This is a genomic window from Rhizobium sp. BK491, from assembly GCF_014194925.1.
In the GTDB taxonomy this organism is placed as follows: Bacteria; Pseudomonadota; Alphaproteobacteria; order Rhizobiales; family Rhizobiaceae; genus Rhizobium.
The window spans coordinates 1-24,595 of sequence record NZ_JACIAR010000009.1 but is presented as its reverse complement, the minus strand read 5'-3'; the positions used below and the strand labels follow the sequence as shown (position 1 = coordinate 24,595).

Here is a 24,595-nt window from a genome sequence, read left to right as displayed (position 1 = left end):
TGGTGCTCCATGGACAATCGCGCTGGCGAAATGCAGGTATTTCTTCGTGTGGTGGAAGCCGGTAGCTTTTCGGAAGCGGCGCGCCTGCTGCGCATGACGCCTTCGACCGTCAGCAAGCTGATCTCCCGCATCGAAGCCAGGCTCGGCGTGCGGCTCGTCGAGCGTTCCACCCGGCGGCTGTCGCTGACCCCGGAGGGCCAGATCTATTATGAGCGTAGCCAGGCCCTGCTGCACGATCTCGACGAGGTCGAACAGGAGCTGGCACAGGGTGCGACGACGACCGGCGGCACGGTGCGGGTCAATATTGCCGTTGCGCTGGGGGTGCTCGGCCTCGAGCCGCTCTTGCCGGAATTTTGGCGGACCTATCCCAATGTTGTCGTCGATCTGTCGCTTTCCGATGAAATCGTCGATCTTTATCTCGACCGCACCGACGTTGCTTTCCGGGTTGGGGCTTTGCCGGCTTCAGGCATGATTGCCCGCCGCATCGGCATTGCCCGCCGCAAGATCGTGGCGGCACCCAGCTATCTTGATCGCCACGGAATACCGCTGGGCGTCGATGATCTCTCGCGGCACAATTGCCTGGGCTTCAATTTCCGCCGTCTTGCACCTGTCTGGCCGGTGCGGGAAAGCGGCCGCATCGTCGATCGCGCCATGACGAGCTCGCTGCTTGCCAATAATGGCGAAACCGTGCGGCGCATGGCGCTGGCGGGTGTGGGGCTTGCCCGCATGGGCGACTATCACGTGCGGGCCGATATTGCGGCCGGTCGTCTCATCGAGGTGCTTGCCGATGTCGTCGAGCCGGACGAGGAACAGATACACGCGGTTTTTCTCGGCGGCGCGCGCATGCCGCAGCGCGTGCGCGTCTTCCTCGACTTCGTCGTGCCGCGCCTCCGGCAATTTCTGGATGGCGAAGCCTGAGCCGCCTTGGTATGGATTTAATCCCGACCATGCTGTGTGCCGGCAACCCGCCACCAAGACGTCGGCGGGCAGGGATCACTGCAGCGGCCGCGGTATGGCGCCCGCTCGAGGCTGGATTGACAGATTTTCGTCTTCCCGATCGGTCTCGAGCCGCTGCAGGATCGGGCAATGCGGACGATGGTCGCCCTGACAGGAGTTAACGAGCATGGTAAGTGTGTGCTCCATATCCTGCAGGTCCGCGATCTTTTTCTTCAGTGCCGCGATATGACCCTGAGCGAGGCGCTTGACCTCGGCGCTCTGGCGGCTTTCGTCGCGCCAGAGCCCCAAAAGCTCGCTGATTTCGGCAACGGCAAAGCCGAGATCTCGCGCCCGGCGGATGAAACGCAGCATGTGCACATCGGTATCCGAATAGTCGCGATAGCCCGATGCCGTTCTGCCGGCCGCGGGGATAAGGCCGGTTTCTTCGTAGTAGCGGATCATCTTGGCCGATACACCCGATGCTTTTGCCGCCTGTCCGATATTCATGATGTTCTCCCTGACAGGCATCGCCTGATATTGCCGATGGAAGGTGGGGCTTCCAACCATGGGAAGGTCAATAGCATATTTTCGCCGCAGGACACTTGACCTTACCATGGTTGGAACCTCCACTTTGAGCACCATGAGATCGAAACAGATGAGAATTCTCATGGTGCTGCGACTTGAAAACATGACCTGCGGCGGCGGCGCCAGATCCGTCGCCAAGGCAATCAGTCTGTCGATCCAGACGCCAGGATCGAGACCGGTCCGGATGCGTTCACGGTAGTGAGCGGCCTTATGAGGATATCGTTGAGTAAGAGGAAGCAATCGATGCATCGACGTAATTTTCTGACAGGGCTGGCGGGCCTTGCGATTTCCGGGCCGGCCGCGGCCCAGATGATGCATGACATGGGACATATGGGAGCAAACGGCGCTCATGACATGGCGATGACCGGCGGTAAGCCTGTCCTGCCGGAAGGGCAGCCTTTGCGGGAGCTGCCGCGTTTGCTGAACGAGGCCGGCGAAGCGGGTCTGTTCAAGGCAAGGCTTGCCGCCGAACCGGGGTTGGTTCGCTTCGCAGACAGGCTCGACACGCCGGCCCTCCTCTATAACGACGGAAATCCGGTGATCGAGGCGCGTGAGGGCGACAGGGTCGAGATCAGCTTCAGGAACGGCATTCCCGATGAACCGACGACAGTTCATTGGCACGGAATGCCGGTGCCGGCCGATCAGGATGGCAATCCCATGGAATCCATCGCCTCGGGTAGCGAGCGCCTCTATGCTTTCGATCTGCCGCAAGGCAGCGCAGCATCCTATTGGTTCCATCCGCATCCGCACGGCTTCACCGCCTCGCAGGTCTATCGGGGTCTCGCAGGCATCTTTCTGGTGAAATCCAAGGACGACCCGATCCCTGCGGAATATGGCGATACTGTTTTGATGTTCACCGATCTTCGGATCGCTGAAGATGGAAGCATGCCGGCGAGCAACATGATCGATGTGATGAACGGGCGCGTCGGCGATCATGTGCTGGTCAACGGCCAGAAAAATCCGGTATTGACCGTGAGGAAAGGGGAGAAGCGTCGCCTGCGCCTCTTCAACGCGACAAATGCGCGCTTCCTCCGGCTGACATTCGAGAATGCCGCCATGGCGCTTGTCGGAACGGATGGGGGGCTTATCGAAGCTCCTGTCGGCATCGACGATTTGCTGCTTGCACCTGCCGAGCGCGTTGAGCTCATCATATCCTTCGATAGGCCGGGAGCGGCAAAGCTTGTCACGCTCGACTATGATCGCGGGTGGATGGGACCCGGCAAGCCTGAAGCGGCCGGCATCACCCTGCTGACCGCCGATGTTTCAGAGGAGGCTGCACCCAACGTGCCACCGCTTCCCGCGACGCTGCGCTCCATCGAACACCTTTCTAAGCCGGCCGTCACGCGTCGCTTTGTGTTGACGGAATCCATGGAAGGCATGGAGATGAAGTTCCTCATCAACGGCGCTAGCTTCGATATGAAGCGCATTGACGAAGTTTCGAAGGTCGGACAGGTCGAGCTCTGGGAAATCGTCAACCAGGCGGATATGGACCATCCGTTTCATGTGCATGGGACACAGTTCCAACTTGTCGAACGCGAAAAGAATGGCGCGGTCACCCAGCCATCCTACCGGGCCTGTAAAGACACTGTGAACGTTGCCGCCGGCGAGACGGTCCGTATCCTGCTGCGACAGGATTTGCCGGGGCGGCGCATGTATCACTGCCACATCCTCGAGCATGAAGATCTCGGCATGATGGGTACAGTCGACGTCCGGGCCTGACACTTCCATTCTTGCCGGTGTGAATGCGATGTTCGGGTCTTGCGCAAACAGCGGGTTCGGCGCTTTTATGTAAGCGTGTTCCACTGCAGCAAGCGCTCGCGGCGGCCTCGGAGGAGGGCCGGCCACGATCCCGCAGTGGATGCCAAATTGTGCTGACGGTGGCATTCAAGGGGAGGACTCGATGGCCGCTAATCATCAGACGCAATACCGCGAACGCGTTCGCTCTGCCCATGAGGCCGTTGCCCTAATACCGTCCGGTGCGAAGATCGCCATGCCGATCGCTGCCGGCCAGCCGCCTGCCATCCTTGCAGCATTGGCCGAACGCGCGCGGGCCGGGGCGGTGGACAACGTCCGGCTTTACTACCTGCTTTGCACGGGTGTCGCCGGCTCCAGCGTGCTCGACTTCAACCTGCGCGATCGCATCGTTCCCATGAGTTATTTTCATGGAGCGGTGGATCGCGCCCTGGATAAGCGACGAATGGCGGAGATGCTGCCTGCCGCCGAAATCGTGCCGTGCCATTTCAGCCAGGTGCCGCGCTCGCTTGTCGAGCATGTCGGCGTGGATACATTGATCGCTACCGTCTCGCCCATGGATGCGGACGGGAATTTCAGCCTCGGCGCCAGTACGGATTATGCCCTGGCGGTTGCCCGCAAGCCCGGCGCTCGGCTGATCCTCGAAGTCAATCCCAGCATGCCCTATGTGCGGGGAAATTGCATGATCCCGGTCTCGCGCGTCACGGCACTTGTCGAGAATGACGCAAACCTCCCGGCGCTTGCTGCCGCGCCTCGTTCGCAAGTCGATGATGCGATCGGTGCTATCATCGCCGGGCTTGTGGATGACGGTGATTGCCTGCAGATGGGCATCGGTGCACTGCCTGACGCAGTTTGCGCCGGTCTTTCACAGCACCGTCACCTCGGCATCCATACAGAAATGATGACATCGGGACTTGCCGCTCTGGTCAGGGCCGGCGTGGTCGACAATAGCCGCAAGCAGATACATTTAGGGCGAACCATCTTCACCTTTGCGCTGGGAGACAAGCCGCTTTACGACTTCCTGAACGATAATCCCGATGTCGAGGCGCATCCCGTTGATTATGTGAACAATCCGTTCGTCATCGCTCAGAATGACCGCATGGTGTCGGTGAATGCGACGCTACAGATCGATCTCAATGGTGCGTGCAATTCCGAATTCGTCAACGGAAGGCAGTTCAGCGGCTCGGGCGGCCAGGTGGACTTCGTTCGCGGCGCCTATGGCTCACGCGGCGGCCGCTCGATCATCGCCTGTCATGCGACAGCGGCGAAGGGAACTCTTTCGCGTATCGTTCCGAACCTCACAGGTCCCGTAACGACGTCGCGCAACGATATCCATATCGTTGTTACCGAATATGGCTGGGTGAACCTCAAGGGCAAATCGGTGGCAGAGCGGGCAAAGGCGATGATCGGGCTTGCTCATCCCGATTTCAGGGAGGCGCTGGATCGTGCCGCTCATCAGGCGGGCTACTACGCGCCAGACTGATGTCGTTTCTGAAGACAGGAAGGGCGTAGGTTGGCTGGGCAATAAGAAGGAACCGGAGGGAAGCCGGATCCTTCCGGCTCTGATCGGAGGTCAACCGATTGCTATGAGAAGCCTGATGGATCGGTACATCAGGCTTCCCGTACCTGGTCCCAGGAGACCAGGTTGGTCGCTATTAGAAGCTACGCTGGAAGCGCAGGATACCAGCCCACTGATCCTGGTTCACAGAATCGAAGTTGGTGTAGGAGACTTCCGGCTCGATGAGCAGGTTCTTGACCGGGTTCCACTTGACGTTGGTGGTTGCGGCAAAAATCTTCGAGTCGGTGTAGGCGAGCTGCAGGTTCCACTTCAACTTTTCGTTGATCGGAACGCCGACGCCGCCCCAAACAGCCCAATCACCCCAGCCGCACTTCGATGCATCGTTAGCCGGGCAAGAAGAACGAGCCAGGTTGGTGCCGGCATACTTGTTCAGGTTGTCGCCGTCGGTGTTCCAGCCGCCCATCAAGAAGGCCGAGAAGACGCCGAAGTCAGCATCGACACGAGCCTTGATAGCGCCTTCCGACTTGATCGAGTCGTAACCGCCAATGACCTTGAAGCCCCATGCGCCGGACTTGAAGCCAGCACCGGCAACGACGTCAGGAGCGTAGTGGTTGGCCTTGTCGTCCGATGCCCAGCTTGCGCCGTAGCCAGCGCCCGAGCCGCTGGAGTTCGAGTCTTCGACCGAGACCACAGCCGTGAAGCCGTTGCCGGCGTCGTAGTTGTAGGTCAACTGGTTGAGTTCGTACGGACCGTCATAGATCACGTCGTCGTTGATGACGTCGCCGGCATAACCGATGTAGGAGTTGAACTGCGAGTCAGCCTTACCGACCAGAAAGCCGCCGAGGCTGATGTTGGCGAACAGCAGCTTAGAGGAAGTGGAGTTGCCTTCCTGCCAGTCCCAACGGATGACCGTGTTGGTCTTCAGCGGGCCGTATTCGGTGTCGGTCGCGGTATCGAGGCTCAGCTGAGCGCGGGTATGCCAGAGAGTGCCGTTATGGCTGTTGGCATTGTAGGCGTCGTACCACTTGCCTTCGGTACGGACCATGCCGCCGACCTTGAGGCAGGTTTCAGTGCCTGGAATGAAGAAGTAGCCAGCGCCGTATGCATCGCAGATGCGAACGTATTCCAACGGCTCGGGCTCAGCAGCGACGATTGCGTCAGCCGCATGGGCGCCAGAAACTGCTGCCAGTGCAGCAGCGGAGCCGAGAAGGAGGCTCTTGATGTTCATTATTAAACTCCTGATTGCAACGGATCGTACATATTCCAAGGAGCGGGCACAACGGACCATCCCGGCGACACTGCTTGCAACACGAAGCAACCACCAGGCATCTGCGAGAGACTGCGGGTATTATCCCCACCCCTTTGGAACCTCGTTAGCTGGCGGCTGAAATAACACCCCACCAGATCGCAAGCTAATTAGCTCCCGGCAACACAGCTATATACATTCTGATTGTTTGTAAATCAGCTCCGGAAGTATCCGGAAACGGAAAAAAGGGTTGTTGATTTCATGCAACACATGCCAGGCGGGAAAATTCGGCGGGAGGGGAGCCGGCCTCCTTATAATGCCCTGCGCTGCATCTCCTGTCCGCCGCTTCAATCAGCGATCGTGAACAATTCCATCGCCTCGGCAAAGCCCTTCAGCCTCTGCCGGCCGATGGAGATTGCATCGTTGATTCCGGCCTCATCTCGAAACGCGTCGGACATCAGGAGCGCTTCGCCCCTTTCGCTGCAGACGTTCTGTATGCGGCTAACGATATTGACATCAGGACCGATCAACGTGAAATCCAGGCGATTGCCGGAGCCGACATTGCCGTAGCTCACCTCGCCATAGTGCAGCGCGATGCCGACCTTGACTGGTATGCCGCTGTATTCGAAACCGCTTAGCTCGGAGAGGACTGTCCTGGCTGCGGTGAGCGCCGCATCGCAGGCTCCGGACGTGTCGGCGCCTGGAAAGAATGCCAGAACCGCATCGCCCATGAATTTCAGTACTTCACCGCCTTCATGGGCAATCGCCGGTATCACTTTGTCGAAATAGGCATTCAGCAGTTCGAGGACGGTGCTGCCTGGCTGGCGATTGGAAAGCTCGGTGAAGCCGCGCAGATCGCACAGCAAAAGGGCTGCCTCCATCGATTCGATTTCGCCGCGACGAATGTGTCCGGCAAGGATACGGCTCGCCGTCATCGGGCCGATATAGGTATCGAGAAGGCTGAGTTCGCATTGTCTGAGGACGCGGAGTTCGCAGGTGTTGCGCAATGCCGGCAGGATGCGCTCGATAAGGTCATGCTCGCCGGATGTGAAGCCGCCTGGCCGCCGCGTGGCGAAGACGGCGCTGCTGATCGGCCCGTCAGCGTTGCAAAGCGGCGCCACGATCAGTTGCACCAGTCCCCGGCCGGAAAATATGTCGATATGCTGCCAGCGCCCATGCGGACTTTCGCCCGGACCGACGACGAGCGGCTCGCGCATCTCCTGTGCCTTCATGAGCGGTGTATTGGCAAGCGCGAGGCGTGAGCCATGTTCGCGATCATGGATCTCGACCGGTTCGCCGGGCGCCCAGGCGAAGGTGCGGCCGATGAATTCGGGATGCAGCGTCGTCAGGTGCAGTGTCAATCGATCGACGGGAAGGCCAAGGGCCTGCAGGCGGCGGCCAAGCCCGGCAACGAGGCTGGCCTCATCGAGAGCATGGCATTCGTCGCCGGTCAGCCATTCGATGAGGCTCAGTGTTGCTCTGTTACCGATGCCGCCGTTAAGCGTCTTGGGGTCGGCTGTTGCGGATTTTGGAATGTCATGCAGCAAGGTCATGGTTATTTCCTCCTCTTCGAGGTGCGGCGCTCAGTGCGCGCCGCCGCCGGAAAGTTGACCGGCTTTTTTCAGAAGCAGGCTGGCAATCAGGGCAACGACCAGCGCGACGCCGAGCAGATAGAAGGTATCGCTGAAAGCCATGATATTGGCTTGCTTGCGAAGGCTGGCGGCTACTGCGACAATGGCCTTGTGCGCGGCAAGCGCCTGATCGCTCACCCCATGGTTCATGAAGTAGTTGGTGAGGTTGGCAATGCGCGCGCGGGTCGCCTCTTCGAACACCGAGACTGAATTGGTGAGGATGTTGGAGTGGAACTGCTCGCGTTTGGTAAGGAAGGTCTGCAGCGCGGCAATGCCGACCGCGCCGCCGAGATTGCGCATCATGTTGAACAGCGCCGAAGCGGATCCGGCATTTTCCTGTTCGATGCCGGCGGTCGCGATCGCCGTCAGCGGCGTGAAGGCGAGTGCCTGGCCGACCGCACGCACGATATTTGGCCAGAAGAGCTGATCGCTGGCATAGTTGCTCGTCATGTAGATGTTCATGAAGTTCGAGGCGGCGAAGAGCGCGAAGCCGACGATGATCAGCAGGCGAGCGTCGATGCGCTTCATCAGCCGTGGGACCAGCGGGATCAAGATCAGCTGCGGAATGCCGGTCCAGGCAAGCACCATACCGATCTGCTCGGAATTGTAGCCCTGGATGCGCGTCAGATAGATCGGCAGGATGAAGACCGAGCCATAGAGGGCGACGCCCATCAGGAAGTTGGCGACGATACCGAAGCCGAAATTGCGGCGCACCAGCAGACGCAAATTGAGGAGCGGATGAGAAGCGCGAAGCTCGATGAAGAGGAAGAGCGTCAACGAAACCGCGGCAATGACGGAGAGACGGACGATGAAAGGCGAGCCGAACCAGTCGTCCTTGTTGCCTTCTTCGAGCACGGTCTGCAGTGCTGCAAGACCGACTGCCATGGTGATGATGCCGGGCCAATCGCCCTTGGCGAGCAGCGAAAGATTCATCGGCGCGCGGTCGAGCGAGATCCAGAGCATGCCGACCATCAGGACGCCCGGCACGAGATTGACGTAGAAGATATATTCCCAGCCCCAGTTTTCCGTGAGATAGCCGCCGATGGTCGGGCCGATGGCCGGCGCGAAGGTGGCGGAAAGGGCAAAGAGGGCAAGACCCATCGGCTGCTTGGGTTTCGGCAGCAGCGTGATGATGATCGTGAAGGCCATCGGGATCAGCACGCCGCCGGAAAAGCCCTGGATGGCGCGCAGCACGATCATCTGTTGCAGGTTTGCGGCAAAGGCGCAGGCGACTGAAAAGAGCAGGAAAAGGACAGCGTTGGTCAGCAGATAGTTGCGCACTGAAAAGACGCGAGCAAGCCATGCGCTAAGCGGAATGACGACGATCTCTGCGATCAGGTAGGAGGTCGAAATCCAGCCGCCATCGTCCGTTCCAGCGCCGATCGCGCCCTGGATGTCGGCTAGCGAGGCATTGACGATCTGGATGTTGAGAACGGCCATGAAGGCGCCAAGTGTCGAACCAACCACGGCGGTCCACATGCGCAGCGGGCTCATGGCCGGTCGGATGACGGTAGCGTTTGAAGCGCCCGGCGATGCGGCTGAATTGTTGTTTGCGGCGATCTGAAGAGTGGCCACGGCGTGTCTCCTTCCGGCTCATGCCGGAGCAATCTCATGACGATGCTGAGGTGATAATCGACGAAAATCGGGAGGGATCATCCAGCCTGGCTGGATGATCCCTGTGCGCCGGCTGTCGATGTCTGGGCAGCCTTGGTATCGATTTCCGGCTCCACCGACATGCCCGAGCGCAGCAATCCGGCGAGATTATCGTCGTCGATGACGATCTTAACCGGTATACGCTGGACGATCTTGGTGAAGTTGCCGGTGGCGTTGTCAGGCGGCAGCAGCGAGAATTCGAGCCCGCTTGCCGGCGAGAGGCTGTCGACATGGCCCTTGATGGTGACGTCAGGGAAGCTGTCGACCTTGATTTCGACGGACTGGCCGGGGCGCACATAGGTCAGCTGCGTTTCCTTGAAATTCGCAACGACATAGACCGAATGCAGCGGCACCACCGCCATCAGCTGCGTGCCTGCCGTCACATATTGTCCCACGCGGATCGAGCGGGCACCGATCGTGCCGTCGACGGCTGCGACGATGTTGGTATAGGAAAGATTGAGCTCGGCTTGCTGGACGGCCGCAGCGGCGCGATCGCGCTGGGCTGCTGCCTGGTCTCGCTGGGTCTGCAGCACGGGAACTTTGGTTTGAGCCGCGACGAGCGCGGCCTGGTCGCGCTCGACAGCCGCCGCTGCCTGCCTTCTGGCCGATTCCGTCTCTTCAGCGCGCGACTGTGTGCCGACGCCGTTGGTAATCAAACGAGCCGAACGGGCGGCATCCGATACAGCATAATCCAGAGAGGCTTGCGATGCGTCGACCGTTGCCTTGGCTTGCCCGATCAGCGATTGCTGCAGCTGGATCTGCGCATCGATATTGGCGATCGCTGCATCCGTAGCCTTTAAATCGGCTTTTGCTTGGGAAAGCGCGGCCTGGAAGTCGCGGTCATCGATGCGGGCGAGCATCTCGCCGGCCTTGACATGGTCATTGTCGTTGACAAGCACGTCCTTGATGTAGCCGGCGACCTTTGGGGCAATCGTGGTGTAATCGGCCTTCACATAGGCATCGTCGGTGGATTCGACGAAGCGTCCGACCGTCCAGTAGCGATAGCCGAAATCCGCTGCGACCGCGACGCCGGCCAGCAGCGCGGCGATCAACAAGCCACGCTTGATGAGCTTCCTATCTGCCTTGGGGCTGGCGTCAGCGACAGGCGCTTCGGCAACTCTTCCTTGCGGAACGTCGGCGGCGGGAGATTTCGCAACCTCGTTGACCGGAGCAGCATCGGCCTGGCTTGCGTTCTTGAACGCCTCGTTGCGCGGTAGTTCGACCATCGTCCGTTTCCTTCAGTACGCTACCCCTTTTGTTCGGGGTCATTTTTGATGCCATGAAGATGCGTCCGAACGATCCTTCTGATAATCTCCTCAAATCGGGAAGGATCATCAAGTCACAGTGGATAATCCGAGGACAATATGGATCGGTTGACCAGCCTCGCAGTCTTTGGCCGGGTGGTGGAATGTGGTGGTTTTTCCGCCGCCGCCCGCCGCCTCAACATGTCGGTCACCATGGTAGGCAACCATGTGCAGTCATTGGAAGATCACCTCGGTGTGCGGCTTCTGAACCGCACGACGCGCCGGGTCAGCCTGACGGAAACCGGCAAATATTATTATGAGCGATCCTCGCAGATCATTGCCGATCTCGAGGAGGCCGACCGGACGGCGGGCGCGCTTAGCACCATGCCGCGCGGCACGCTGAAGCTCTATACCAGCGGCGCCATCGTCCGGTTCCTGCTCCCCGTCGTCAATGAGTTCATGACGCTATATCCGGCGATCTCGCTCGATTTCAACGTCGGCGAACGGTCGATCGACATGATTGAGGAGGGCTACGATCTGATGATCCGAACCTTGCCGGCGCCGGACTCGACGCTCGTCGCGCGCAAGCTCGCGCCCTGGCGCCATATGCTCGTCTGCTCGCCCGAATATCGTGAAACGCATCCCATGCCGAAAGTGCCGGCCGACCTCGCGGAGCATAATTGCCTGCAATATACCTATTATCCCTACGGCGACGAATGGCGTTTCGAAGATGCTGACGGGAAGCAAGTGAGGGTCAAGATCTCAGGCAATGTCGTCTCGAACAATGCCGAGACGCTGCGCTTTCTTTTGGCAAGCGGACAGGGCATTTTTCTGGCCCCGAGCTTCATCGTCTTCGAAGAGGTCGCCGCCGGCCGTCTCGTGCGTGTCATGCCCGACTACCGCGCCGTGGAATTCACCATCAGCGCGATCTATCCCAACCGCAGTCATCTGCCGACGAAAGTGCGTTTGTTCATCGACCTTTTGGCAGAGCGTTTCGTTGAGCACCGCAAGTGGATGACCTGAACGCGCCTTGATTTTGCACGAACGCGTTTCTAAAAGAGGTCATAAGTGACCCTTTTAGGAGCCTGCCATGACAATGATCAGCTTAAAGGATGCCAAGGCGTCGTTTTCCCATGTCATCGATCAGGCTGCGGCCGGTGAGTTTGTAACAATTACCCGTCATGGGCGTGCCGCAGCCGTCGTTGTCAGCGTGAAGGCAGCCGAAGAGGCAAAAAAAGCGATCCGGAAGGGCCGACCGAGCCTGGTTCAATACCTGAAGACCTTTCCGGCTGATTTCGATCCCACCGAGGATGTTTTCTCCAGAAATCCCGCTCCATCTCGCGAGGTCGATTTGTGAGCTTTCTTCTCGACACCAACGCCATCTCCATGTTCGCTCCGTCCAAAGCCAGCGCATCGAATACTTTTGCCGAATGGGTGGATGAACAGGATCGGCAGGATGCAGTCTACCTTTCAGTCCTGACGATCCACGAGATCGAAAAGGGGGTGCGGTTGTTGGAAGCAAAAGGCGCCAAAGCAAAGGCTGCGGGAATTCATACCTGGCTGCAAGGATTGATTGCCGGCTATGGTGATCACATCCTGCCCGTCGACAAGGACATCGCTCTTGAATCCGGGAGGCTCGAGGCGAAAGCAGTCATCGCGGGACATACTCCTCGCACGGCGGATGCGATCATCGCGGGAACGGCAAGCATTCACAAGCTGACCGTGATCACCGCCAATCTCAAACACTTCCTGCCCTTCGGCGTAGCCGTCAAGTCACCGGATCAGGTGGGGCGCTGACGCCGTCTCGACAGAATGTTTGGTGGCTTTACCACTGCGTCGGTGATCAGATGGCGGTAAAGCCGTTGTCGACGAAGAGATGGATGCCGTTGACGAAGTTGGACTCGTCGGAGGCAAGATAGAGGGCGGCCCGCGCTACATCCTCGGGTTCGCCGATCCGCCCTTGCTGGGCCGCGATTGCCGCATCCGAGACATCGACGCCAAGGGCCTGCAACTCCGCCACTTCGCGCAGCCCATGCGGCGTGCGGATGAAGCCGGGGCATACGGCATTGCAGCGGATATTGCGATCGCGGAACTCGACTGCGATGGCGCGGGCAAACATGTGCACCGCTCCCTTCGTCGTGTCATAGAGAACTTCCATCGGGGTTGCGGCAACAGCCGAGATCGACGAGGTGCAGACGATGGAACCGCCGCCGGCTGCGATCATGCCCGGCAGTACGGCCTTGGTCATCAGGAACATCGAGCGGACGTTGACGCCATGAAGCCATTCCCATTCCTCAAGCGTCGTTTCGAGGAACGGCTTGATGACGATGGTGCCGGCATGATTGAAGAGCACCGTTACCGCACCAAAGCGGTCTTCGATGCTTTTGACCGCCGCATTGACGGCCGCCTCATTCGAAACATCGGCAACCCAGTGGTCGGCAACGCCGCCGGCGTCTCGGATTTCGCGCACGGTCGCAGCCGCTGCGTCGCCGTTTCTGTCGATGATCGCCACCTTGGCGCCTTCCGCCGCAAACAGGCGCGACGCTGCGCCGCCCATGCCGGTGGCGCCGCCCGAAATGATGGCAATCTTGCCCTTGAGCCTATCCGTCACGCATTTCCCCCATCCGCCGCACGCGCAAAATCGATGCCGATGCGACCCTTTGCCGATGCCAATGAAAACTCTCGGAGATGCCGAGGGTCATTGCGAAAGATGCGCTCGGTTGCAGTTCGAGGCAAGGATGATCAGGGGAACAGATTCCGAATTTCCCCTCAGCGCAGATAGTGAATGTGCGGCCGGGCGTGGTGAGGAGAGGTCTCGATCCTTGCCTCAACGGCAAAGACATTTCTCAGCAAATCTTCCGTCAGCACGTCTTCCGGGGCTCCGGAGGCCACGACCCCGCCTTGCTGCATGATGATCAGCTGATCACAGAACATCGCGGCATGGTTGAGATCGTGGAGAGCGATGATGCTGGTTACGGGCAGGCCGGCAACCAAGCGCATCAGACCGATTTGATGCTGGATGTCGAGATGGTTGGTCGGCTCATCGAGGATCAGTTCCTTCGGCGACTGTGCCAAAGCCCGCGCAATGTGAGTGCGCTGCTTTTCGCCGCCCGACAGGCTCTGCCATCGGTCCTCGCGTTTCTCCTTCATGCCGGCGCGCTCGAGAGCGTCTTCCACGGCCTCGTCATCTGCCGATGTCCAGCCTGAGAACATCGAGCGATGCGGAAACCGGCCGAGCTTTACGACATCGATGACCCTGAGATTGGCATTGGTTGCGCTGTGCTGCTCGACGAAAGCGACACGCCTTGCGATGGAGCGGCGGGACATCTGCTGCAGATCCTTCTCTTGCAGGGTGATGCGGCCGGAGTTCGGCCGTTTCAGCCCCGCAAGCAGACGCAGAAGCGAGGTCTTGCCGGAGCCGTTCGGCCCGAGGAGACCAAGCATCTTGCCTGCAGGCGCCTCGAAAGAGACGCCGTTGAGAACGGTCTTCGCGCCGATTTTCCAGGTGATATTGTCGGCCTTTATGCTCATGATGCCCGCTGGAGCCGGTAGAGAATGACGGAGAAGAAGGGAACGCCGACCAGCGCCGTGACCACGCCGATCGGCAGAACCTGCTGCGGAATAAGGATGCGGGAGGCAATATCGGCGAGAACCATGAAGATGGCGCCGGTAATTGCACAGGCAGGCAGCAACCGGATGTGAAGCGGTCCGACGACGAAGCGCGCCGCATGCGGGACGACCAGACCGACGAAGCCGATCGTGCCGACCATGCTGACGATGGTTGCCGTGATGACCGCGGTCAGCGCAAACAGAATGATACGGGTGCGGCCGACATTTACGCCGAGCGAGGCGGCCGCCTCGTCGCCAAAAGCGAAAGCGTCAAGCAGACGCGAATAGAACAGGCAGACGATCAGACCCAATCCGACGACAATCGACACCAGTGCAAATTCCGGCCAGCGCACACCACTGAAGCTTCCAAGCAGCCAGAACATAACGTCGCGCGCCTGCTGGGCATTGCCGGAGGTGGTGACGACGTAGGATGTCGCTGCATTGAATAGCTGCGACGTGGCAACTCCCGCCAAAATCGTTCTGTCCGGGCCACCGCGTGCTCCGTTCGAAAGCACGGCGACGAGGATAAAGGCCGCAAAAGCACCGGCGAAGGCACCGGCGGAGAGCGAAACGGCGCCAGCTCCGATCCCGAGAATAACGACAGCAACCGCGCCGGTGGAGGCGCCGGCGGAGATGCCGAGCACGTAAGGCTCGGCCAAGGGATTGCGCAGCATGGACTGCATGATCGCGCCGCAAAGCGCGAGACCCGCGCCGCAGAATACGGCAACCAAAGCGCGGCTCAGCCGATATTCCCAGATGACGGTTTCATGGATGCGGTTGAGCTCGACCGAGGTCCAGCCAAACTTGTTCGTGATGGCGAAATAGGTGGTGGAAAGCGGGATGGGCATATCGCCGATCCCCACACTGATGCCGACCACCAGCGCGATCGCTGCAAGGCACGCCAGAAAAAGTCCGGCAGGGGCGACGACCCGCGGCAAAAGGCGACCGGACTTACTGGTTTCCGCCACGATGCTCACCTGAGGCCGAGTACCTTCAACTGCTCAGCCACCTGTTCGGCGCCGAAGATTGTCTGCACGCTCGGATTCATCGCCTGTGCGGGCATGATCACCATGGCCTTGTTCTTCACCGCCGTCATCTGGCTGGTCGCCGGATCGGTCGTCAGGAACTTGATCTTTGCCTGGACTTTGTCGAGTTCCCAGCGATTGCGGTCGACCTGCGTGACCACGATGACGTCGGGATTGCTAGCGATGATGCTTTCCCAACCGAGCTGCGGCGATTCCGCATCGGTTTTGATGGCGTTGGTTCCGCCGAGAAGGTCGGCGATATAGCCCGACGGGCTGTTTTTTCCGCCGACATAGGCATCTGCAGATGGGGATGGGCTGGAGAACCAGAAGACATAGGAGAGCTTCTTGCCATCCTTCGGCGCATTGACGCGCAGTGCCTCTTCCCGCTTTTTCAGATCCGTGATCAGAGCCTGGCCCTTGTCGCGGACGTCGAAAATCTGCGAGAGCTCGTCGATTTCCTGGTAGAGCGTGCTCATGTTCCAGATCTGGCTACGGGCGGCATAGCCGTATTTGTCCTGAGAGGCTCCCTGGGCTGGGCACATACTGGGGGAAACATAGGTCGGAATATTGAGCTTTTCGAAGTCCTCGCGTTTTGCCACCTTGCTGCTTGGTCCCATAAGGGTCGGCAGGGCGGCTGTAACGAAATCAGGATTTTCCGAGAGGATCGATTCAAAGGTCGGGAACTCGACCGTCAGCAGCTTGACCTTGGAATTGGCTTCCGCAAGCTGCGGCAGAACCTTGTTGGGCCAGAAAGCGGTGCCGACCATTTTGTCTTCGAGGCCGAGCAGGAGAAGAATTTCGGCGCTATTCTGGCCGAGCCCGACCGCGCGCTCCGGAGCCTTCTGAAACGTGACCTTGGTGCCGCAATTATCGATGGTCAACGGATAGCTGGTCGAAGCGGCAAAGGCTGTTGACGCGGCAAAACCAAGGGTCGCACAAAGAGCTGAAACGGCCAAAACTGATTTCAATATGGTCACGAAAGTATCCTGATGACTGTTGTCGACGAGATCGAGCGAAGGCGCGTGCGCGATATAGCCTTGTCACCGAGTCAAAACAAGAGAAAAAAAGTCATATTATTTATACGACGCGCGTTTGTAAACTTTGCCCCGTCACGCATTCTCGAGAGAAGACGTAATTCTCATCGGTCTCGATCTACTATGTTGTCCTCACGCCGGGCTCTGGAAAGGAGCAGGCGATTCATCTCAGGAACGAAGCGAACGATCCCGAAACCTGCCATTGCCAAGATCTTCCTGGAAGCTGTGTTTTCAGGATGGGCAAAGGCGCGGACTTCGCCAAGCCGCAGCTCCCTGTCGGCAAAATGCAGTGCCGCGGCGACCAATTCCGATGCATATCCATATCCCCAGGCGTCCCGACGGAAAAAGTATCCGATTTCGCAGCCCCAGCCTGGGTCAAACGGATCGTCGTACAAGCCGCCCCAGCCGATGATTCTTGCATCATTCTTTCTGACAACGGTCCAGGGTGCATATCCATCGCGCCGCCGGCGCCATTCGTGAACCGCGATCCTGCGACGGCATTCGCCAGGCGTCACGTCCGCATGCGTATGCTTCATGGCTTCCTTGTCGCCCAGAAATTCGAACAGAGCAGGAGTATCGGATAGACGCGAGGGACGGAGCAGCAGCCGCGACGTTTCGATCTGCGATCCGATGTTTCTCATATGACCTCGTCTTTCATATTCGCGTACTTCATGAAAGGACCGGGCCGCGCACTGACTTTGTTGCAGAGCGCGCTAGGAAGAATAACTCAGGACCACCGAAAGAAGAAAAGACGCGACTATTCCTGCTTTTCTAGCCTTTTCAGGGATTCTTGAGCAGTTGCGAGTCCCTGGTCGGACGCCTTACGGAACCATTTGATTGCCTCGTCCCGATCCCGCGCAACTCCATGGCCCATTGCATACATGTTGCCGAGATTGCCTTGGGCCACATCCAGGCCCTTGTCGGCGGCTTTTTTATACCAGGCGATCGCTTGACCGTAATCCTGGGGAACGCCCAGACCTTGGTCGTATAGGAGACCGAGGGCGTACTGGGCCGTGGCAAAGTCCTGATCGGCGGCACGGCGATACCAAATCAACGCTTGCGCATAGTCCTGGGGAACGCCTTGGCCGCTTTCGTAGCTGTATCCCAGATTATACTGAGCAACAGCGAGCCCCTGCTCAGCCGCTTTACGGCCCCAAATCACAGCTTGCTCATAATCTTGCGGAACACCTCGGCCGACGGCATAGAGATCACTAAGGCTGCTTTGCGCTTCCGCCCAACCTTGCTCCGCTGCCTTGCGGATATAGGTGACAGCGAGGGCGGAATCTCGATCGACACCTAAACCGAACTGATAAAGCCCGGCGAGCTTATATTGCGCGACCGCTGTCCCTTGATCGGCGAGCGGCTTCCAGTAGCGCAGCGCGGCGGCGTAGTTGCCGCTATCATAGGCGGCCTGTCCTTCCTCGATCGCCGATCTGTCGAAAAGCTGCGACTTGGCTGTCGCGGAATTGGTATCGGGCTCTGGCTGCAGAGCAACAGCGGATGGCAACATGGCCTGGCTGTTCCAGTTCGACAGCTCGGGCAGACTTGCCGGCAGGTCCTCGCGCCAGACATGGCTCATTGCGGTAGTCTTTATGCCGCCGCTTTCCGCAGCAACTGTTTCCAGCGCTTCAAGTGTCGAGCCGTCGCGCAGGGACACGATGAATGCCATCGTCACGTTTTTGCTGGCAATTCTGGCGGCAGCCAATTGCTCGCCAGTAAGCTGCTTGGCCTTTTCGCCAAAGCTTGCGATCACTCCCTCGACGGCTGATGCCTGCGATTGTTGGAACGCCACTTTGTCATAGGCTTTTTTGAGGCTGAAAGTGGCTGTTTGATTGGCCAAATCCGCGGCTTCGAGCTTCCATTCTATGGTGGCAGGAACAGGCATGCCCCGCGAATATTCCATCGTCGCCACCGTTCCCGTTTGGCCGACATCGTATGTCGCGGCGTCCTCCTGCTGTATGGTGGCGAGCAGCTCCGCTTCCGGTGCGAGATTATGAATAACCAGCAGCGGATTGCTTTTTATACCGTCAATAATATTTGTGAGGCTGCTTTGCGGTGCGACGACAAGGCCGTCTGGTCCAACTGCGGCCGCATTCTGTATGTTACGGAGGATCGCGTCGAATCCGACCAGTCTATTTGGAAAGCCGTTCAACCCCGCTTCATATTCCAGTTGACGGATACCATAGACCGACAATGAATTTCCGTAGAGGGCGTTCATTGCGTAGGAATCGGCGGCGCCTTCGGCACCTTGCGGCAGATCCGCGCTGAGGGACCAGCGAACCTGCATACTATTTGCATTTCGCGAGACGACCGTCATACGCTGACGGAAATCTCCACGTATGATCGCGGCCGGCTTATTGAACCATAAGGACATGTCGGTGGAGGTGGTCTTGCGAGAGCGATAGACGTATTCGACGCCCGTTTTGGGAGCGTATCCTGGAATCGTCACGCTATCGGCAGCGCGAGCAGTCTCCATGCAAATCAAAAGGCATGGTGAGAGGAGAAAAAGCAGGCTCTTTTGCAAGCTGTCCATTTTTTATTGTTCCCACTCTTCAACCATATTGGCGCGAACCGAAATATCCAAAAAGTAGTTGCGGCCAGAATGCCGGAACAACCGCTTTTCGATTTCCTGCGCGTTTCCGACCCGGAGATCGATCATGAATTGATCAACGGCGACGGCCCCGTTCCCCATCATTTACTCAAGGTTGCGGCATCTGCCAATATGGCGTCATTACAACCGCGCCGCACGCAAATTATTTCAGTCTGAGAAGGGTGCCGAGGTTACGACAGGAAAACGGTCATTGCCCAGCCGAAATGGCATCGATGAGGGTGGCGCAATCCGATCTCGCGCCTATTTCAACAATCGGGAAATGGAGAGCAGGAGGATGAGAACAATGGCAAAGAACACGATTTGCCTGTGGTACGACAAGGACGCAGAGGCCGCCGCCAATTTTTATGTCGAGACTTTTCCAGATAGCGCCATGGGTGCCGTCATTCGCGCTCCGGGAAACTATCCGGAGGGCAAGCAAGGCGATGTGCTGGTCGTCGAGTTCACGGTTGCGGGTGTTTCCTGCGTCGGCTTGAATGGAGGTCCGATGTTCAAACACAACGAAGCCTTTTCATTTCAGATCTACACCGAAGATCAGGAAGAGACGGATCGTTATTGGAATGCCATTGTCGACAATGGCGGCCAGGAAAGCGAATGCGGCTGGTGCAAGGACAGATGGGGTGTCTCCTGGCAGATCACGCCGCGTGTTCTGATGGAAGCGCTGCGCGAGGGCGGCGATCAGGCAAAGCGGGTTTTCGACGCGATGATGACCATGAGGAAGATCGATGTGGCCGCGATCGAAGCGGCACGCCGAGGCTGACGCGCGAAGCCCTTCCTCAATACTTGGATCGTCGATGCCGCGGCAGTTTGTGAAGTCGGCGGCGTCGACGTCATGATTGCTTTTATTCAAGACTCCATTAAATATGGTTTCAGGAATATGCAGCCGGCTGTTGTAGATCGGATATCGGCAACCTATCCTTGATCGAGTGAAGCGGCGGCCGTTGGCGTTTGACTGGTGAGGTTTGCAGAGGATGGCCGCACGAAACGCCGCCAGCTGGAATCATTGTAAGGTCAGTGTCGTCTTCAGCGGGCGAAATCCGCGTGACAGGCGCAGCAGCCAAGGAACTTGGCTGATCGAACCTGTCAGCCTTGATAAAGGCTACTTTCCATACAGAGATTGGCCGCGGGCTACCATATGCTTGCGATTGTCTCGGCGCCGGCGGGTTTTTGATAGAATTGCCGTGAAATCCCGTTGCGCCGACACCAATAGAATTTCTCCCGACCTGTTTCCGAAGAGTAGAGCTGACACTCATGATAAAACGCATGATCATCATGCTGATCGTCATAGGCCTGATCCTTGGCGGGATCTTCGGCTTCCAGGCATTCAAGAATCGCATGATTGCGGCCTACCTGGCTAATCTCAAGGCGCCACCGCAGACCGTCTCGACAATCACCGCGGCAGCGAGCCCATGGCAGACGACGCTGCAATCGATCGGCAGCTTCAATGCCGTCGAAGGCGCCAATCTTTCGGCGCAGGTCCAGGGCATCGTCCAGAAGATCGGCTTCGAAGACGGCCAGGACGTCAAGAAGGGCGATCTCATCGTGCAGCTGCTTGCCGATCAGCAGATCGCGACGCTTGAACAATACAAGGCGACGATGGCCAATGCGCAGATCGCCTATGATCGCGATTCCAAGCTGATCAAGGCGAATACCATCGCGCAAAGCCAGGTCGACAGTGATCTAGCGACATGGAAGGCGGCGCAGGCGCAGGTCGCGTCACAGCAGGCGTTGATCGATCAATATTCGATCCGCGCTCCCTTCGATGGCCATCTCGGCATCAGGCTGGTCAGCCTCGGTCAGTATCTCTCGGCTGGGACCGCAGTCGTCACCTTGCAGTCGCTCGATCCGATTCAGTTCGATTTTTCCATGCCGCAGCAGGCTCTGTCACAGCTGAAGGTCGGCCAAGCGGTAACGGCGACGGTCGATGCCTACGGGAACCAAACTTTCGACGGCAAGATCACGGCGATCAGCCCGCTCGTCGATACGCAGAGCCGCAACATCACCATCCGGGCAACCTTCCCCAATGCCGATCGCAAGCTGCTGCCGGGCATGTTCGGCAACATAACGGTGGTGGTCGGGGAGCCGAAGGAATACATCTCCCTGCCGCAGACCGCCGTCACCATCAATCCTTATGGCAACGTTGTCTACGTGGTGACCGACAAGGGCAACGGGGCGGATGGAAAGCCGCAGCTTGTCGCCAATCAGAAGTTCGTCAGCACCGGGCAGGCGCGGGGTGATCAGATCTCCGTGACCAAGGGCTTGAATGCGGGCGAAGTGGTGGTCACGTCAGGCCAGCTGAAACTCAACAACGGCTCGCCCGTCATCATCAACAACGAAGTCCAGCCGTCGAGCGATCCCAATGCGAACCCGGCGAACCCCAACTGAGGTGTAGCGATGAATATCACCGATATCTTCATCAAGCGCCCCGTTCTCGCCCTCGTGGTCAGCGCGTTGATTATCGTGATCGGCTACCAGTCGTTCCGTTCGCTCACCGTGCGCCAGTATCCGCAGACCCAGAACGCTGTCGTTACGGTGACGACCACCTATCCCGGCGCGGCGCCCGACGTCATTGCCGGCTTCATCACGACGCCGCTCGAAAACGCCATCGCGCAGGCCAACGGCATCGATTATATGACCTCGACGAGCACCAGCGGCACGTCGACCATCACCGTCAACTTGCGGCTCAACTACAGCGCCGATGCGGCGATGACCGAAATCAACGCCAAGGTATCTTCCGTTCTCAATCAACTGCCCACGGGGACGCAGCAGCCGATCATGACGGTTTCCATCGGCCAGTCGATCGACGCCATGTATATCGGCTTCCGAAGCGACGTTCTGGCCAGCAACCAGATCACCGACTATCTGACGCGCGTGGTCCAGCCCAAATTGCAGGCGGTCAACGGCGTTCAGACGGCCGAAATCCTCGGCGCGCGAACCTTTGCCTTGAGAGCCTGGCTGCAGCCGGACAAGCTTGCCGCCTATGGCCTGTCGGCCGGCGATGTCTGGACCGCGCTCAGCGCCAACAATTATATCTCCGGCATCGGCACCACGCGCGGCCAGATGACGCAGACGGTGCTGACGGCCAGGACCGACCTGCATTCGACGGATGAATTCAGGGAAATGGTGGTCAAGCAGATCGGCAGCACGATCGTGCGGCTGAAGGATGTCGCGACCGTTGCGCTCGGATCTCAAAATCCCGACGTCCAGATCGGCTTCGATGGGCAGGACGGCGTGTTCATGGGCATCCAGATCGCCCCGACCGCCAACCTGCTCGACGTGATCGCCGGCGTGCGTGCGGTGTTTCCGGGTATTGAGCAGCAATTGCCGCAGGGGCTCGAAGGCTACATCGTCTATGATTCCAGCACCTTCGTCACGACCTCCATCGATGAGGTCGTAAAGAGCCTGGTCGAGGCTCTCGTGATCGTCATTTTCGTGGTCTTCGCCTTCCTCGGCTCACCTCGATCGGTCGCCATTCCCGTCGTCGCCATTCCCCTGTCGCTGGTCGGCACGTTCGCGATGATGTTGATCTTCGGCTTCTCGATCAATCTTCTGACGCTGCTCGCCCTGGTTCTGGCGATCGGCCTCGTCGTCGATGATGCCATCATCGTGGTGGAGAACGTCAATCGTCACATAGAAGAGGGATCGACACCCATGAGGGCGGCGCTGGATGCGGCGCACGAACTGGTCGGGCCGATCCTGGCCATGACGGTGGTGCTGATCGCGGTCTACGTGCCGATCGGTTTCCAGGGAGGGCTCACGGGCGCACTGTTTACGGAATTCGCTTTCACCCTGGTCGGCGCCGTGACCGTGTCCATGATCATTGCGCTCACGCTGACGCCAATGATGTGCTCGCGCATCCTCAAGCCGCACCTGACCGATCGCAGCGGCTGGGAAGAGCGTATTTCCGACTTCATCGACCGCCGCTTTTCGGAAATCCATCGACCCTATGTACGCATGCTGCACGGCAGCTTGAACACCGTGCCGGTGACATTGTTGTTCGCCGCCATCGTGCTGGGCAGCATCTATTTCCTCTATTCCAGTGCCAAGAACGAACTGGCCCCTAACGAGGATCAGGGCTTCCTCGGCGCGCAGGTAACCAACGCTCCCAACGCGACGCTTCAACAGAAATTGCTCAATTCCGACCAGGTCACCAAGATCTTCAAGAGCTTCCCGGAGACCGACAAGACCCTGCAGGTCGAGGCGCCAGGTACTTCATTCGAGGGTATGGTGCTGAAGCCCTGGGACCAGCGCACGAGAACGGCGGATCAGCTGCAGCCACTGGTGCAGGGCGACATGGCAAAAATTGCCGGCGGCCAGGCGGTGGTCTTCCAGATACCGCCGCTACCTGGCGCAAGCGGCTTGCCGGTGCAATTCGCCATCGGCAGCACCAGCGGTTTCGAACAGCTCAACGAGGTCTCCACCGCCTTCCTGCAGGAAGCGCAGAAATCCGGCGAGTTCATCTTCCTGACGAAGGATCTATACGTCGATAATCCGCAATATTCGATCCAGATCGACCGCAGCAAGGCCTCGGCCCTCGGCCTGTCTATGAACAATGTCGGTTCGGCGCTCGCCTCCATGCTGGGCGGCGGCTATGTCAATTATTTCAGTATCGACAACCGTTCCTATCAGGTCATTCCGCAGGTGGAGCAGCGGTCACGCCAGACCATCGATCAGATCATGAACTATCCGATCGCAAACGTGAACGGCAACAAGATCCCGCTTTCGGCGATTGCGACCGCGAAACTTCAGGCCACACCGCGCTCGGTCGCGCACTTTCAGCAATTGAACTCGGCCACGATCTCCGGCGTGCCGGCGCCCGGTGTTGCCGTCGGCGATGCGCTCAATACGCTGAAGTCGATTGCGGCGCGGACATTGCCGCAAGGCTACTCGGTCGACTACGGTGGACAGTCGCGCCAATATGTGCAGGAATCGAGCGGCATGGCGACGACGTTCGCGCTCGCCCTGATCATCGTGTTCCTGGCGCTTTCGGCGCAGTTCAACAGCTTCCGAGACCCGTTCATCATCCTCGTGTCCGTGCCGATGTCGATCGCAGGCGCGCTCGCCTTCATCAGCCTCGGCATCGGCGGCGCCTCGATGAACATCTATACGCAGGTCGGTTTGGTGACGCTGATGGGGCTGATCAGCAAGCACGGCATTCTGATCGTCGAGGTGGCAAACACGTTGCAGGCCGAAGGAAAGACCAAGCGCGAAGCCATCGAAGGCGCTTGCGCCATCCGCTTGCGGCCGATCCTGATGACGACAGGCGCTATGGTTCTCGGCGTTGCGCCGCTGATCCTGGCGACCGGAGCAGGCGCTGTCGCCCGCTTCAACATGGGCCTTGTGATTGCCGCCGGTCTTGCCATCGGAACGCTGTTCACGCTCTTCGTCGTGCCTGCGGTCTATATGCTGCTCGCGGCTGACCATCACAAGAAGGCTGCGCCCGAGGCAGAGCCGGCGCCTGCACATTGAGCGTGCCGGCCGCCGAGACGGCCGTTGCAATGATCCGGCCAATCCCGCCTGGTCAAGCGGCTCCAGTTGTCAAAGGTTTCGAGCTAGAGCGGTTTAGTTTTTCACGGAATCTCTAAACCGCTCTATCTCTTTGTTTTCATGCAATTCCGGACGGAAAACCGCTCTACACTTTTCCTGGAAATGCTCTACCATTACAGTTGCATTTTGGTTTTCAGGTGAGCTTGTCGAGCGGCAGCCTGATGGGCGCGTCTCCAGCATGACCATGCGATGATGTAGGCTGGCTT

Annotated in this window: 21 protein-coding genes and 1 pseudogene; 10 read left to right on the top strand and 12 right to left on the bottom strand. The window is 58.9% G+C overall.

Going from position 1 to position 24,595, the window contains the following annotated elements:
• Positions 1-9: 9 nt before the first annotated feature.
• Complete coding sequence (locus tag FHX05_RS26125; RefSeq protein ID WP_183875480.1) at positions 10-918, top strand: LysR family transcriptional regulator; 909 nt, start codon at positions 10-12, stop codon at positions 916-918.
• A gap of 75 nt (positions 919-993) precedes the next feature.
• On the opposite strand, the gene cueR is transcribed toward FHX05_RS26125, so the two are convergent.
• Positions 994-1,443 (bottom strand): Cu(I)-responsive transcriptional regulator, encoded by a 450-nt coding sequence (gene cueR / locus FHX05_RS26120; RefSeq protein ID WP_183875478.1) that lies wholly within the window; start codon positions 1,441-1,443, stop codon positions 994-996.
• A 321-nt stretch (positions 1,444-1,764) separates the two neighbouring features.
• Between cueR and FHX05_RS26115 the strand changes: the two genes are divergently transcribed.
• Both FHX05_RS26115 and FHX05_RS26110 read left to right on the top strand, forming a co-directional pair.
• Positions 1,765-3,240, top strand: a complete 1,476-nt coding sequence (locus FHX05_RS26115; protein WP_183875476.1) for a multicopper oxidase family protein — start codon at positions 1,765-1,767, stop codon at positions 3,238-3,240.
• A 181-nt stretch (positions 3,241-3,421) separates the two neighbouring features.
• A complete protein-coding gene (locus tag FHX05_RS26110) occupies positions 3,422-4,756 on the top strand; it encodes an acetyl-CoA hydrolase/transferase family protein (RefSeq protein ID WP_183875474.1) in 1,335 nt (444 codons plus the stop codon).
• 172 nt (positions 4,757-4,928) lie between these two features.
• Here FHX05_RS26110 and FHX05_RS26105 read toward each other — a convergent pair whose 3' ends face one another.
• The 4 genes from FHX05_RS26105 to FHX05_RS26090 form a co-directional block, all read right to left on the bottom strand.
• Positions 4,929-6,020 carry a porin gene (locus tag FHX05_RS26105; protein ID WP_015343906.1) on the bottom strand — a complete coding sequence of 364 codons (1,092 nt, stop codon included), beginning with the start codon at positions 6,018-6,020 and terminating at the stop codon, positions 4,929-4,931.
• A gap of 365 nt (positions 6,021-6,385) precedes the next feature.
• The gene (locus FHX05_RS26100) at positions 6,386-7,591 is read right to left on the bottom strand and encodes an adenylate/guanylate cyclase domain-containing protein (protein ID WP_112606103.1); all 1,206 of its coding nucleotides are present in this window, start codon (positions 7,589-7,591) and stop codon (positions 6,386-6,388) included.
• Between the two features lie 30 nt (positions 7,592-7,621).
• The gene (locus FHX05_RS26095) at positions 7,622-9,244 is read right to left on the bottom strand and encodes an MDR family MFS transporter (protein WP_183875472.1); all 1,623 of its coding nucleotides are present in this window, start codon (positions 9,242-9,244) and stop codon (positions 7,622-7,624) included.
• 77 nt (positions 9,245-9,321) lie between these two features.
• Positions 9,322-10,548 carry an HlyD family secretion protein gene (locus FHX05_RS26090; RefSeq protein WP_183875471.1) on the bottom strand — a complete coding sequence of 409 codons (1,227 nt, stop codon included), beginning with the start codon at positions 10,546-10,548 and terminating at the stop codon, positions 9,322-9,324.
• Positions 10,549-10,686: 138 nt separating this feature from the next.
• Here FHX05_RS26090 and FHX05_RS26085 point away from each other — a divergent pair, with 138 nt between their 5' ends.
• The 3 genes from FHX05_RS26085 (at position 10,687) to FHX05_RS26075 (ending at position 12,363) form a co-directional block, all read left to right on the top strand.
• The gene (locus FHX05_RS26085) at positions 10,687-11,589 is read left to right on the top strand and encodes a LysR family transcriptional regulator (protein ID WP_183875469.1); all 903 of its coding nucleotides are present in this window, start codon (positions 10,687-10,689) and stop codon (positions 11,587-11,589) included.
• 67 nt (positions 11,590-11,656) lie between these two features.
• Positions 11,657-11,923: a type II toxin-antitoxin system prevent-host-death family antitoxin gene (locus FHX05_RS26080; protein ID WP_183875467.1), complete on the top strand. Its 267-nt coding sequence runs from the start codon at positions 11,657-11,659 to the stop codon at positions 11,921-11,923.
• A complete protein-coding gene (locus tag FHX05_RS26075) occupies positions 11,920-12,363 on the top strand; it encodes a type II toxin-antitoxin system VapC family toxin (protein ID WP_183875465.1) in 444 nt (147 codons plus the stop codon). The genes FHX05_RS26080 and FHX05_RS26075 overlap by 4 nt, the downstream gene beginning before the upstream one ends.
• A gap of 46 nt (positions 12,364-12,409) precedes the next feature.
• On the opposite strand, the gene FHX05_RS26070 is transcribed toward FHX05_RS26075, so the two are convergent.
• From FHX05_RS26070 to FHX05_RS26045, 6 genes are all read right to left on the bottom strand, one after another.
• Positions 12,410-13,177, bottom strand: coding sequence for an SDR family oxidoreductase (locus FHX05_RS26070; protein WP_112606118.1), 768 nt, complete (start codon positions 13,175-13,177; stop codon positions 12,410-12,412).
• Positions 13,178-13,335: 158 nt separating this feature from the next.
• Positions 13,336-14,097: an ABC transporter ATP-binding protein gene (locus FHX05_RS26065; protein WP_112606121.1), complete on the bottom strand. Its 762-nt coding sequence runs from the start codon at positions 14,095-14,097 to the stop codon at positions 13,336-13,338.
• Complete coding sequence (locus FHX05_RS26060) at positions 14,094-15,143, bottom strand: iron ABC transporter permease (RefSeq protein ID WP_183875463.1); 1,050 nt, start codon at positions 15,141-15,143, stop codon at positions 14,094-14,096. Before FHX05_RS26060 ends, FHX05_RS26065 begins: the two co-directional genes overlap by 4 nt.
• A 5-nt stretch (positions 15,144-15,148) precedes the next feature.
• Positions 15,149-16,177 carry an ABC transporter substrate-binding protein gene (locus FHX05_RS26055; RefSeq protein ID WP_183875462.1) on the bottom strand — a complete coding sequence of 343 codons (1,029 nt, stop codon included), beginning with the start codon at positions 16,175-16,177 and terminating at the stop codon, positions 15,149-15,151.
• A gap of 161 nt (positions 16,178-16,338) precedes the next feature.
• Positions 16,339-16,875 (bottom strand): GNAT family N-acetyltransferase, encoded by a 537-nt coding sequence (locus FHX05_RS26050; RefSeq protein WP_183875459.1) that lies wholly within the window; start codon positions 16,873-16,875, stop codon positions 16,339-16,341.
• A gap of 116 nt (positions 16,876-16,991) precedes the next feature.
• Positions 16,992-18,767: a tetratricopeptide repeat protein gene (locus FHX05_RS26045; RefSeq protein WP_246699109.1), complete on the bottom strand. Its 1,776-nt coding sequence runs from the start codon at positions 18,765-18,767 to the stop codon at positions 16,992-16,994.
• Between FHX05_RS26045 and FHX05_RS26040 the strand changes: the two genes are divergently transcribed.
• The 4 genes from FHX05_RS26040 (at position 18,753) to FHX05_RS26025 (ending at position 24,311) form a co-directional block, all read left to right on the top strand.
• On the top strand, positions 18,753-19,001 hold the full coding sequence (locus FHX05_RS26040; RefSeq protein WP_162708032.1) for a hypothetical protein: 249 nt from the start codon (positions 18,753-18,755) through the stop codon (positions 18,999-19,001). The genes FHX05_RS26045 and FHX05_RS26040 overlap by 15 nt on opposite strands.
• Before the next feature lie 127 nt (positions 19,002-19,128).
• The gene (locus FHX05_RS26035; protein ID WP_183875457.1) at positions 19,129-19,602 is read left to right on the top strand and encodes a VOC family protein; all 474 of its coding nucleotides are present in this window, start codon (positions 19,129-19,131) and stop codon (positions 19,600-19,602) included.
• Positions 19,603-20,105: 503 nt separating this feature from the next.
• Positions 20,106-21,227 (top strand): efflux RND transporter periplasmic adaptor subunit, encoded by a 1,122-nt coding sequence (locus FHX05_RS26030; protein ID WP_246699108.1) that lies wholly within the window; start codon positions 20,106-20,108, stop codon positions 21,225-21,227.
• A 9-nt stretch (positions 21,228-21,236) separates the two neighbouring features.
• On the top strand, positions 21,237-24,311 hold the full coding sequence (locus tag FHX05_RS26025) for an efflux RND transporter permease subunit (RefSeq protein WP_112339113.1): 3,075 nt from the start codon (positions 21,237-21,239) through the stop codon (positions 24,309-24,311).
• A gap of 93 nt (positions 24,312-24,404) precedes the next feature.
• Here FHX05_RS26025 and FHX05_RS30250 read toward each other — a convergent pair.
• Positions 24,405-24,595 (bottom strand): annotated as a pseudogene (locus tag FHX05_RS30250) (hypothetical protein); the annotation flags it as partial.